Genomic DNA, 11,907 nt, shown 5'->3' on the forward strand with positions numbered 1-11,907 from the left:
GCGGTCGCCGGGCCCCGGTTCACCTGAGCGGTACCGGTCAGTAACAAAGGGGCAATCAGCAGCCTAGGGGGAAAGCGGTCATTCCGTAAGAGGGCAGCACCCGACGGCACGCCCCCGCACCCCCCGTGCCGCACCCGGCCGCAGGGCAAAGGCCGGGCAAACCTCCGGTTCCCACACGCCGAATGGCCCGCGCGGCACCATGGACCACCCAGAATTAGGGGTGGCCAACCCGACCGGCGACGACAAGAGTGTGCTAGTGCTGATCAGACTGCTGAGGGCGTACCTGCGCCCGTACTCCCGACCGATCACCCTGCTGGTGCTGCTCCAGCTGGTGTCCACCCTCGCGGCGCTCTACCTGCCGACACTCAACGCCGACATCATCGACGACGGTGTGGTCAAGGGCGACACCGGCTACATCCTGCGCGTCGGCGGGGTGATGATCGCCGTCACCGTCGTCCAGGCCCTGTGCTCCATCGGCGCCGTCTTCATCGGCGCCCGCACCGCCATGGCGTTCGGCCGCGACGTCCGCGCCGCCGTCTTCGACCGCGTGCAGAGCTTCTCCGCCCGCGAGGTCGGCCAGTTCGGCGCGCCCTCGCTGATCACCCGCACCACCAACGACGTCCAGCAGGTCCAGATGCTCGCCCTGATGAGCTTCACGCTCATGGTCGCCGCGCCGATCATGTGCGTCGGCGGCATCATCATGGCGCTCAACCAGGACGTCCCGCTGTCCGGCCTGCTGCTCGCCGTCATCCCCGCGCTCGGCGTCGTCGTGCTCCTCCTGGTCCGCGCGCTGCGCCCCAAGTTCCGCAGCATGCAGGAGCGGATCGACACCGTGAACCGGGTGCTGCGCGAGCAGATCACCGGCATCCGCGTCATCCGCGCCTTCGTCAAGGACGACCGGGAGCAGGCCCGCTTCGCCGGCGCCAACGAGGACCTCACCGACGTCGCCCGCCAGGTCGGCCGGCTGATGTCCGTCATGTTCCCCGCCGTCATGCTGGTGGTGAACGTCTCCAGCGTCGCCGTGCTCTGGTTCGGCGCGCACCGCATCGACAGCGGCGCCATGGAGATCGGCGCGCTCACCGCGTTCCTCTCCTACCTGATGCAGATCCTGATGAGCGTCATGATGGCCACCTTCATGTTCATGATGGTGCCGCGCGCCGAGGTCTGCGCCGAGCGCATCGAAGAGGTCCTCGGCACCCACAGCAGCGTCGCCCCGCCCACCGCCCCCGTCACCGAGGCGGCACGCCGCGGCAACCTGGAACTGCGCGACGTCGACTTCCGCTACCCCGGCGCCGAGGCCTCGGTGCTGCGCGGCATCGACCTCACCGCCCGCCCCGGCGAGACCACCGCCATCATCGGCTCCACCGGCAGCGGCAAGTCCACCCTGCTCGGCCTCGTCCCCCGGCTCTTCGACACCACCTCCGGCCGGGTCCTGATCGACGGCGTGGACGTCCGCGAACTCGCCCCCGCCGCGATCGCCGAGAGCGTCGGCATCGTCCCGCAGAAGCCCTACCTCTTCTCCGGCACCGTCGCCAGCAACCTCCGCTACGGCCGGCCCGACGCCACCGACGAGGAACTCTGGCACGCCCTGGAGATCGCCCAGGCCAAGGAGTTCGTCGAGAAGCTCCCCGAAGGCCTGGACGCCCCCATCGCCCAGGGCGGCGGCAACGTCTCCGGCGGCCAGCGCCAACGCCTGGCCATCGCCCGGACCCTCGTCCGCCGGCCCTCCGTCTACCTCTTCGACGACTCCTTCTCCGCGCTGGACTACGCCACCGACGCCAAGCTCCGCAAGGCCCTCGCCCGCGAGACCTCCGACGCCACCGTCCTGATCGTCGCCCAGCGCGTGTCCACCATCCGCGACGCCGACCGGATCATCGTCCTCGACGAGGGCGCCGTCGTCGGCACCGGAACCCACCACGAACTGATGGCCGACAACCCGACGTACCGGGAGATCGTGCTCTCCCAGCTCACCGAGCAGGAGGCGGCGTGACCAGCCCCGGAAAGCCCGAACTGAACAAGGGCCCGGCCCCCAGAGCCACCGCCCCCGCGGACGACCCCGCGGACGCCGCCACGGCCGCCCCCGAGAAGGCCGCCCTCACCGAGGACGCCCCGAAGCCCGCCGACCTGCCCAGCGACTCGCAGGCCGCCGCCGCCCGCCGCGGCCCGGCCGGCCCCGGCCGCTTCATGGGCGGCCAGGGCACCGAGAAGTCCATGGACTTCAAGGGCTCCGGCAAGCGCGTCCTCGGCCTGCTGCGCCCCGAACGCAACACCCTGATCGGCGTCCTGATCCTCGGCGTGCTCGGCATCGGCTGCGCCGTCATCGGCCCCAAGATCCTCGGCGACGCCACCGACCTCATCTTCGCCGGCGTCATCGGCGCCCGCTTCCCGGCCGGCGCCTCCAAGGAGCAGGTCATCGAAGGGCTGCGCGCCCACGGCGACGGCGGCGTCGCCGACCTGCTCTCCGCCGTCGACTTCACCCCCGGCCAGGGCATGGACTTCGGCGCCATCGGCACCGTCCTGCTCTGGGTGCTCGGCATCTACGTCGTCTCCGCCCTCTTCGGCATCGTCCAGGGCCGGCTCGCCACCCGGGCCATCCAGGCCGCCGGCTACCGGCTGCGCCAGGACGTCGAGGCCAAGCTCGCCCGACTGCCGCTCAGCTACTTCGACAAGCAGCCGCGCGGCGAGGTGCTCAGCCGGGTCACCAACGACATCGACAACATCGGCCAGTCCATGCAGCAGACGCTGGGACAGGTCGTCAACTCGCTGCTCACCGTGGTCGGCGTGCTCGCGATGATGTTCTGGATCTCCCCGCTGCTCGCCGTGATCGCGCTGGTCTCGGTGCCGGTCTCGGTGGTCGTCGCCACCAAGGTCGGCAAGCGGGCCCAGCCGCAGTTCGTCCAGCAGTGGATGTCCACCGGCCAGCTCAACGCCCACATCGAGGAGATGTACACCGGCCACACCCTGGTCAAGGCGTTCGGGCGCCAGCAGGAGTCCGCAGAAACCTTCCGCGCGCACAACGAGGCGCTCTACCAGGCCAGCTACAAGGCCCAGTTCATCTCCGGCATCATCCAGCCCGCGATGATGCTGATCGGCAACCTCCAGTACGTGCTGGTCGCCGTCGTCGGCGGCCTGCGGGTGGCCAGCGGCGCGCTGTCCATCGGCGACGTCCAGGCGTTCATCCAGTACTCGCGGCAGTTCAGCCAGCCGCTCACCCAGGTCGCCAGCATGGCCAACCTGGTGCAGTCCGGCGTCGCCTCCGCCGAGCGCGTCTTCGAGCTGCTGGACGCCCCCGAGCAGAGCCCCGAGCCGGCCATGCCCGAACGGCCCGACGTGGTGCACGGCCGGGTCGTCTTCCAGGACGTGTCCTTCCGCTACGACCCCGAGAAGCCGCTCATCGAGGACCTCTCGCTCAAGGTCGAACCCGGCCAGACCGTCGCCATCGTCGGCCCCACCGGCGCCGGCAAGACCACCATGGTCAACCTGCTGATGCGGTTCTACGAGGTCAGCTCCGGACGGATCACCCTCGACGGCGTGGACATCGCCGCGATGTCCCGCGAGGAACTGCGCTCCGGCATCGGCATGGTGCTCCAGGACACCTGGCTGTTCGGCGGCAGCATCGCCGACAACATCGCCTACGGCGCCGAGTCGGCCACCCGCGAGCAGGTCATCGAGGCCGCCAGGGCCGCCCACGTCGACCGCTTCGTGCGCACCCTGCCGGACGGCTACGACACCGTCATCGACGACGAGGGCACCGGCGTCAGCGCCGGCGAGAAGCAGCTGATCACCATCGCCCGGGCGTTCCTCGCCGAGCCGTCCATCCTGGTCCTGGACGAGGCGACCAGCTCCGTCGACACCCGCACCGAGGTGCTCATCCAGCGGGCCATGGCCCGGCTGCGCACCGGCCGCACCAGCTTCGTGATCGCCCACCGGCTCTCCACCATCCGGGACGCCGACGTGATCCTGGTGATGGAGAACGGCTCGATCGTCGAGCAGGGCTCGCACGACGAGCTGATCGCCGCCGACGGCGCCTACGCCCGGCTCTACCAGGCGCAGTTCGCCGAGGCCGTGGTCGAGATGGACTGACGTCCCACCAGCCGGCGGGCCGGGGCGGGGACTTCCCGCCCCGGCCCGCCGCGCTTCGGCCCGCCGCGCTTCGGCCCGTCCAGCTTCGGCCGTCGCGCTTCGGCCCTGCGCGCCCCGGTCGTTTACGCCCCGGGCACCGCGCGCTACCTTGGGCCCGTGATCGACGACCAGGCCCCGGACGGCCCGGACGGCCGGGACTCCTCCGGCGCTCCGGGCGGCCCCGGCACTCCGGACGCCCCGGGTGGCACGGACGCCTTCGAGGCGAACCGCCGCTACCTCGGCTCGGTCGCCTACCGGCTGCTCGGCTCGTTCACCGACGCCGAGGACGTCCTCCAGGACGCCTGGCTGCGCTGGCAGGCCGCCGACCGCACCGCCGTCGCCGACCCGCGCGCCTTCCTCACCACCGTCGTCACCCGGCTCTGCTACGACCAGCTGGGCTCGGCCCGCGCCCGCCGCGAGGCCTACTACGGCGAGTGGCTGCCCGAACCGGCCGTCACCTACGCCGACGGCCCCGACTCCCCCGCCGAGCTCGCCGAACGCGGCGAGTCCGTCTCGCTCGCCCTGCTCGCCGTGCTGGAGCAGCTCACCCCCGCCGAACGGGCCGCCTTCGTGCTGCACGACGTCTTCGCGGTCGGCTTCGAGGAGATCGGCACCTCCCTGGAACGCACCCCCGACGCCGCCCGGCAGCTCGCCTCCCGGGCCCGCCGCCGGGTCCGCGACGGCGGCCGGACGCAGGAGCGCCCCCGGCGCACCGGCGGGGCCGACCGGGCCGAACACCGCCAGGCCGTCGAGGCCTTCGCCGCCGCCAGCACGCGCGGCGACATCCTCGCCCTGATGGAGATCCTCGACCCCGACGTGGTCTGGCACTCCGACGGCGGCGGCATCGTCCGCGCCGGGGTCCGCCCGGTCCACGGCGCCGACCGGGTGGCCCGGATGGTGGCCGGCCTGGTCGCCAAGTGGCTCACCCCCGACCTGGACACCACCGGCGCGGTGGTCAACGGCGAGCCCGGACTGGTCTGGTACGACCGGGCCACCGGCGCGGTCGGCGGCGTCCTCGCCTTCACCGTGGCCGACGGCCGGATCACCGAGGCGTACGTCGTGGTCAACCCCGAGAAGCTCGCCCGCATCCCCGCCGTGGAGCTGTGACACGGGTCACGGTCACACCCCGGCCGGCCGCGTCGTCCCCTTCCCGAACAGCGCTCCACCGGAGCGCCCTCGCGAGGAGGCGGACGAGATGAGCAGCACCACCACCGGGCAGCGGATCGTCGTACTGGGCGCCGGCTACGCCGGGCTCACCGCGGCCAAGGGCGCCGCACGGCAGCACGCCGTCACCCTGGTCGCCCCCGAGGAGCGGATCCTGCACCGCATCCGGCAGCACGAGACCGCGGCCGGCCGCGGCCGCGACTGGCCCACCATCGGCGAACTCACCCGCGGCGGCCGGGTCACCCACCGCCGGGCCCGGGCCGTCGGACTCGACCTGGCCGCGCACGAGGTCCAGCTGGACGACGGCATCACCCTCACCTACGACACCCTGGTCCACGCCCTCGGCAGCCGCACCGCCTGGCACGGCGTCCCCGGCGCCGAACAGCTCGCCTACCCGGCGGAGCGCGCCGACGAACTGCGCCGCCGGATCGGCGCGACCGACCGGCCCGGCACCCTCGCCGTGGTCGGCGGCGGCGCCACCGGCATCGAACTGGCCACCGAACTCGCCGAGGCCCACCCCGGCCTGCAGGTGCGGATCGTCGCCTCCGGCCTGGTCGGCGGCGTCTACTCGGCCAAGGGCCGGGCCCACGTCCGGCGCGTCCTCGCCCGGCTCGGCGTGACCGTCCACGAGAACGCCACCGTCACCGAGGTCACCCCGGACGGGCTGCGCACCACCGCCGGCCCGGTCGACGCCGACCTCACCGTCTGGGCGGCCTCGCTGGAGCCGCACCCGCTGGCCGCCGAGGCCGGACTGGCCGTGGACGAACGCGGCCGGGCCCTGGTTGACGACCACCTGCGGTCGGTCTCCCACCCGGACGTCCACGTGATCGGCGACGCCGCCGCCGTCACCGTCCCCGGCGTCGGCACCCTGCGGATGGGCTGCGCCACCGCCCTGCCGCAGGGCCAGTACCTCGGCAAGCTGCTGGCGGGGCGCACCGCGGACCCGTTCTCGTTCCGGTACGTGGTGCAGTGCGTGAGCCTCGGCCGGCGGGACGGGCTGCTCCAGGTGGTCCGCCCCGACGACTCGATGCGGCCCACCGTGTTCACCGGCACCGCGGGGCGGCTGGCGAAGGCGGCGATCGTCACCGTGGTGCTCAACAGCCTGAAGTAGCCCGCCGGACGGGCGCGGGCGGAGCGGCCGCGGAAACGCCGGAAGGGCCCGGGCGGGTGCCCGGGCCCTTCCGGCGCGCGTCGCCGCCCGCCGCCGTTACTTCTTCTCCTTCGGCGGCTCGGCGTCGGTGGACAGCGCGGCGATGAAGGCCTCCTGCGGGACCTCCACGCGGCCGACCATCTTCATCCGCTTCTTGCCTTCCTTCTGCTTCTCCAGCAGCTTCCGCTTACGGGAGATGTCACCGCCGTAGCACTTGGCGAGGACGTCCTTGCGGATCGCGCGGACCGTCTCGCGGGCGATCACCCGGGAGCCGATGGCCGCCTGGATCGGCACCTCGAACTGCTGGCGGGGGATGAGCTTCTGGAGCTTGCCCGCCATCATCACGCCGTAGTTGTAGGCCTTGTCCTTGTGGACGATCGCGGAGAAGGCGTCCACCGCGTCGCCGTGCAGCAGGATGTCGACCTTGACCAGCTGGGCGGTCTGCTCGCCGATGGGCTCGTAGTCCAGCGAGGCGTAGCCGCGGGTCTTGGACTTCAGCTGGTCGAAGAAGTCGAAGACGATCTCCGCGAGCGGCAGGGTGTAGCGCAGCTCGACCCGGTCCTCGGACAGGTAGTCCATGCCCTGGAGGTTGCCGCGGCGGGACTGGCAGAGCTCCATGATCGCGCCGACGAACTCGTTGGGCGCGAGGATGGTGCCGCGCACGACCGGCTCGTACACCTCGGCGATCTTGCCGACCGGGAACTCGCTCGGGTTGGTGACGGTGTGCTCGGTGCCGTCCTCCATGATCACCCGGTAGACCACGTTCGGGGCGGTGGAGATCAGGTCGAGGTTGAACTCGCGCTCCAGGCGCTCCCGGATGATCTCCAGGTGCAGCAGGCCGAGGAAGCCACAGCGGTAGCCGAAGCCGAGCGCGACCGAGGTCTCCGGCTCGTACACCAGGGCGGCGTCGTTGAGCCGCAGCTTGTCCAGGGCGTCACGCAGCAGCGGGTAGTCCGAGCCGTCCAGCGGGTAGAGGCCGGAGAACACCATCGGGCGCGGGTCCTTGTAGCCGCCGAGCGGCTCGGTCGCACCCTTGTGCATCGAGGTGATCGTGTCACCGACCTTGGACTGCCGGACGTCCTTCACACCGGTGATGATGTAGCCCACCTCGCCGACACCGAGGCCGTCGGCGACCTTCGGCTCGGGCGAGATGACACCGATCTCCAGCAGCTCGTGGGTGGCGCCGGTGGACATCATCGAGATGCGCTCGCGCTTGGTGAGCTGGCCGTCCACGACACGGACGTAGGTGACCACGCCGCGGTAGGAGTCGTACACCGAGTCGAAGATCATCGCGCGGGCCGGGGCGTCCTTGACGCCGACCGGGGCCGGGATGGTGTTGACGATGTGGTCGAGCAGGTCCTCGACGCCCAGGCCGGTCTTGGCGCTGACCTGGAGCACGTCGGAGGGGTCGCAGCCGATGATGTGGGCGATCTCGGCGGCGTACTTCTCCGGCTGGGCGGCCGGCAGGTCGATCTTGTTGAGGACCGGGATGATCGTGAGGTCGTTCTCCAGCGCCAGGTACAGGTTGGCGAGGGTCTGCGCCTCGATGCCCTGGGCCGCGTCGACCACCAGGACGGTGCCCTCGCACGCGGCGAGGGAGCGGGACACCTCGTACGTGAAGTCCACGTGGCCGGGGGTGTCGATCATGTTGAGGATGTGCGTCGCCCCGGCGTTCGGCCCGGTCTTCGGCGCCCACGGGAGGCGGACCGCCTGCGACTTGATGGTGATGCCGCGCTCACGCTCGATGTCCATGCGGTCGAGGTACTGGGCACGCATCTGCCGGGGGTCGACGACGCCGGTGATCTGCAGCATCCGGTCTGCGAGCGTCGACTTGCCGTGGTCGATGTGGGCGATGATGCAGAAGTTGCGGATCAGCGCCGGGTCGGTACGGCTGGGCTCTGGCACATTGCTGGGGGTCGCGGGCACCTTGGTCCGATTCTCCGTTGGTCCGGGGCCGGGGGTGTCCGGGTCATCGCTGACCGGTTTTCCCGGGGACCGGACAGTCTCGTCCGATCGAAATAGTTCCTCCCATCTTCCCACGAGCACGGGGTGGGCTGCCGGTCGGGCGCGGGAGGGGTGCCGGTCGGCCCCGGCCGGGCGACGGGAGAGGGCCTCCGCGGGCGGCCGGTTTGGGGCGGGCAGCGGGCCCCTGGTAGCGTGGGCTGCTGCACCTGGCCTCGGCATGCCCTCTCAGCAGGACCGAAGGCCGCCGGGTGTGACCCCGTTCAAACCTTTCAGACAGACTGAGGCTCCTTCGTGGCGAACATCAAGTCCCAGATCAAGCGCAACAAGACCAACGAGAAGGCGCGCCTGCGCAACAAGGCCGTCAAGTCCTCGCTGAAGACCGCTCTGCGCAAGGCCCGTGAGGCCGCTGCCGCCGGCGAGACCGAGAAGGCCACCGTGCTGGCCCGCGCCGCCTCCAAGGCGCTGGACAAGGCCGTGAGCAAGGGCGTCATCCACGCCAACCAGGCCGCCAACAAGAAGTCGGCCATCACCAAGCGCGTCAACGCGGCCGCCCAGGCCTGACGCCCCAGGGGGCTGTGCCCCCCACCGCTTCGGGTCGACCGGCCCTCTACCCGGACCCCGAGGCGCGCAAGACTCGCACCGCACGCGGCCTGCGTTCGCCACGCGGGTGCGGTGCAACGAAGCAGTGCGACAGGCGTCGCAGTCGGCCTCCTCCCCGGAGGCCACTGCGGCGCCTGTCGCGTTTCGTGGTCCGGCCGCTAGGGTCGGTCAGGTTCGACCGGGGTGCGGGGAGCACTCCGGCACCAGGTTCAGGGGGACTTCCATGACGACGCCACCGCCGCCGCCACCGGCACAGAACGGACCGGGGTACGGCTTCCCGCCGCAGCAGCAGCCGGGCGGGGGCGCGCAGCCCGTACCGGGGGCTCTCGGGGCTCCGGGGGCTCCGGGCCCGGCGGGAGCCGGCGGCTTCGGACCGCCGCCGGGGCTGCCCACCGCCCCCGGCCTGGCACCCGTCTCCGGCATGCCCCCGGGAGCCGTCCCCGCGAGGACCGGGAACCTGCGGCGCAACGCCGTCTGGGCGTTCGTCGGCGCGGTGATCGTCTCGGCCGGCTGGGCCGCCGCCGTGATGGCGATCCCCGGCCTGGTCAGCAGCGACTCCTCGCCGCGCGGCCTGCGCGGCTACCACCTCTCCGACGACTTCTGCACCACCGGGAAGCCCACCAAGCTCCTCCAGACGTACTCCGTCTCGGACAGCTCCGCGCCGACCCACCACACCGACCGGCACCCGGCGCTGGACAGCATGAACTGCTCGATGTCGCTCAAGCGCACCGGCGGCAGCGACAGCGAGTACGCCAACCTCTACATGCGCGCCGACCTGCACAAGGCGGTCAACCCGGCGCCCGAGCTGGCGGCCAACAAGGAGCTCTACCGGGCGCGCGGCTACCAGGTCACCGACATCGCGGGGGTCGGCGAGGAGGCGTACTTCCTGTACAAGGACGACGGCTCGGGCCAGTACCACAGCGTCTACGCCGAACTGGACATCCTCGACGGCGGGATGACCTACTACATCAACTACACGGCCAGCTACACCGAGGGCAAGGGCAAGCCGCCGTCCAGGGAGGAGCTGCGCAGCGCCCTCCAGTCCGACGGGCAGGACGCCGTGCGGGCCATGAAGAAGTAGGCCCGGGCGTCGCTGCGCCGTACCGTCGGCCGCTTCCCGACGTCGGCCGTTCTCCGGCGTCGGCCGCTCTCCGACGTCGGCAGACGGGCAGGCCGGTAGGCGGGCGCCCCCGGCGCCGGCAGGCGGGCCGGTCAGTAGGCGGGACGGGAGCCCGCCCGGGAGGCCCGGGCGACGGCGACCACCGCGCGCTCCAGGGCGAAGGCCGGGTCGTCCGAGCCGCCCTTGACGGCGGCGTCGGCCTGGGCGATCGCGGTCAACGCGGCGGCCACGCCGTCACCCGTCCAGCCGCGCATCTGCTGGCGGACCCGGTCGACCTTCCACGGCGGCATGCCCAGCTCGCGCGCCAGGTCGCCCGGGCGCATGTTCCGCCCGGCGCTCGCCAGCCGACCGATGCTGCGCACGCCGGAGGCCAGCGCGTAGGTGATGCCGGTCGGCGGCTGGCCGACGGCCAGCGCCCAGCGCAGCCGCTCCAGCGCCTCCGCGGCCCGGCCGGTGACGGCCAGGTCCGCCACCTCGAAGCCGGTCGCCTCGGCGCGGCCGCTGTAGTAGCGGGCCACCACCGTCTCGTCGATCGTGCCCTCGACGTCCGAGGTCAGCTGGTGGCAGGCGGCCGCCAACTCGCGCAGGTCGCTGCCGAGCGCGTCGAGCAGCGCTTGGCAGGCCTCCGGCGTCGCCGAGCGGCCCAGAGTGCGGAACTCTCCCTTGACGAAGGCCAGCCGCTCGCTCGCCTTGGCCAGCTTGGCGCAGGCCACCTCGCGCCCGCCGGCCTTGCGTCCGGCGTCCAGCAGGCCCTTGCCCTTGGCGCCGCCGGCGTGCACCAGCACCATGATCACTTCTTCGGCCGGGGCCTCGATGTACGCCTTGACCTCCTTCACGGAGTCGGCGGGGAGGTCCTGCGCGGCCCGGACCACGATCACCTTGCGCTCGGCGAACAGCGACGGCGTGGTCAGCTCCGCCAGACTGCCCGGCTGCAGGCCACCGGGCGGCAGGTCCCGCACGTCGGTGTCCGGGTCCGCCGCCTTCGCCGCCGCCACCACCTGGGCGACCGCGCGGTCCAGCAGCAGCTCCTCCTGGCCGACCGCGAGGGTCAGCGGGGCGAGCAGGTCGTCGGGTGCACTCTTCCTGGCCATCGCGTACCAGCATCCCACGGTCCGCGGACACTCCCGACGGGCCACCGGCGCTCCCGCCCGACGGAGCGGGCGGCCCGACCTGGACAATGACGGGGTGACCGAGAACCGCACCACCGACCTCCCGGACGTCGAAGACCCGTACGCCCGGCAACTGCTCGTCCTGCCCGACCGCGACGCCGCCGAGGAGGCCGCCGAGGAGCTCGGCGCCGCCCAGCCCGACCTCGGCGAGCTCGAAGTCGTCCGCGACGCGCTCGCAGGCGAGGACGACGCCGAGGACGCCCAGTGGCTGATCGTGGCCGAAGCCCCGGAGAACGGCTGGACGCCCGCACTGCTCCACGCCCTCGACACCCTCGCGGCCGGCTACGAGGGCTGGCGCGAGGACGCCTGAGAGCCGCAGGGCCGGTGACCGGCGCCTTCCGGATCAGAAGTGCGGAAAACCGGGGGCGCCCAGGCGACCACTCCCCCGCACGGTCTGAACCACGGATCCAGGGCCCTCACCTCTGCTGCCACGGAGTGCCGCGGCGCTCTGCCCCCCTCGCTCCTCCCGGGCTCCAAGGGATGAGGCTCTTCGCGGCGTGGGGGGGGGGCCGGCCCCGGCCCCCCCCCCCCCCCGGGGGCGGGGGGGGGGGGGGGGCCCCCGCCCCCCCGGGGGGGGGGGGGGGGGGGCCTCACACGGGGGGTTTGGGGTTTTTATT

General features: G+C 72.4%; 9 protein-coding genes. 7 read left to right on the plus strand and 2 right to left on the minus strand.

Annotation, left to right across the window (positions count from 1 at the left end; translation table 11 throughout):
- Positions 1–256 precede the first annotated feature (256 nt).
- The 4 genes from ACGF13_RS07510 to ACGF13_RS07525 all read left to right on the plus strand — a co-directional run bounded on the left by ACGF13_RS07510 (position 257) and on the right by ACGF13_RS07525 (position 6,397).
- Positions 257–1,990 carry an ABC transporter ATP-binding protein gene (locus ACGF13_RS07510; protein WP_392870121.1) on the plus strand — a complete coding sequence of 578 codons (1,734 nt, stop codon included), beginning with the start codon at positions 257–259 and terminating at the stop codon, positions 1,988–1,990.
- Between the two features lie 194 nt (positions 1,991–2,184).
- On the plus strand, positions 2,185–4,083 hold the full coding sequence (locus ACGF13_RS07515; protein WP_392870124.1) for an ABC transporter ATP-binding protein: 1,899 nt from the start codon (positions 2,185–2,187) through the stop codon (positions 4,081–4,083).
- Between the two features lie 156 nt (positions 4,084–4,239).
- A complete protein-coding gene (sigJ, locus tag ACGF13_RS07520) occupies positions 4,240–5,229 on the plus strand; it encodes an RNA polymerase sigma factor SigJ (RefSeq protein ID WP_392869876.1) in 990 nt (329 codons plus the stop codon).
- Positions 5,230–5,317: 88 nt separating this feature from the next.
- The gene (locus ACGF13_RS07525; protein WP_392869878.1) at positions 5,318–6,397 is read left to right on the plus strand and encodes an NAD(P)/FAD-dependent oxidoreductase; all 1,080 of its coding nucleotides are present in this window, start codon (positions 5,318–5,320) and stop codon (positions 6,395–6,397) included.
- Between the two features lie 96 nt (positions 6,398–6,493).
- Here the strand turns inward: ACGF13_RS07525 and lepA are convergent, their stop codons facing one another.
- Positions 6,494–8,362 carry a translation elongation factor 4 gene (gene lepA / locus ACGF13_RS07530; protein WP_392869880.1) on the minus strand — a complete coding sequence of 623 codons (1,869 nt, stop codon included), beginning with the start codon at positions 8,360–8,362 and terminating at the stop codon, positions 6,494–6,496.
- 330 nt (positions 8,363–8,692) lie between these two features.
- Here lepA and rpsT point away from each other — a divergent pair, with 330 nt between their 5' ends.
- Positions 8,693–8,962: a 30S ribosomal protein S20 gene (gene rpsT / locus ACGF13_RS07535; protein WP_270147017.1), complete on the plus strand. Its 270-nt coding sequence runs from the start codon at positions 8,693–8,695 to the stop codon at positions 8,960–8,962.
- Positions 8,963–9,224: 262 nt separating this feature from the next.
- Entirely contained in the window at positions 9,225–10,082 is an 858-nt protein-coding gene (locus ACGF13_RS07540; protein WP_392869882.1) for a hypothetical protein, read from the plus strand.
- A gap of 131 nt (positions 10,083–10,213) precedes the next feature.
- Here ACGF13_RS07540 and holA read toward each other — a convergent pair whose 3' ends face one another.
- Complete coding sequence (gene holA / locus ACGF13_RS07545; protein ID WP_392869883.1) at positions 10,214–11,212, minus strand: DNA polymerase III subunit delta; 999 nt, start codon at positions 11,210–11,212, stop codon at positions 10,214–10,216.
- Positions 11,213–11,306: 94 nt separating this feature from the next.
- Between holA and ACGF13_RS07550 the strand changes: the two genes are divergently transcribed.
- Positions 11,307–11,600: a hypothetical protein gene (locus tag ACGF13_RS07550; RefSeq protein ID WP_392869885.1), complete on the plus strand. Its 294-nt coding sequence runs from the start codon at positions 11,307–11,309 to the stop codon at positions 11,598–11,600.
- Positions 11,601–11,907: the final 307 nt, after the last annotated feature.

The sequence above is a fragment of the Kitasatospora sp. NPDC048286 genome (genome assembly GCF_043201735.1).
In the GTDB taxonomy this organism is placed as follows: domain Bacteria; phylum Actinomycetota; class Actinomycetes; order Streptomycetales; family Streptomycetaceae; genus Kitasatospora.

What these genes read in the sequence shown, in the direction of transcription:
- ACGF13_RS07515 (WP_392870124.1), top strand. Translation starts at nt 2,185, where the DNA reads ATGGGCGGCCAGGGCACCGAGAAGTCCATGGACTTCAAGGGCTCCGGC.
- ACGF13_RS07525 (WP_392869878.1), top strand. Translation starts at nt 5,318, where the DNA reads ATGAGCAGCACCACCACCGGGCAGCGGATCGTCGTACTGGGCGCCGGC.
- ACGF13_RS07540 (WP_392869882.1), top strand. Translation starts at nt 9,225, where the DNA reads ATGACGACGCCACCGCCGCCGCCACCGGCACAGAACGGACCGGGGTAC.
- holA (WP_392869883.1), bottom strand. Translation starts at nt 11,212, where the DNA reads ATGGCCAGGAAGAGTGCACCCGACGACCTGCTCGCCCCGCTGACCCTC.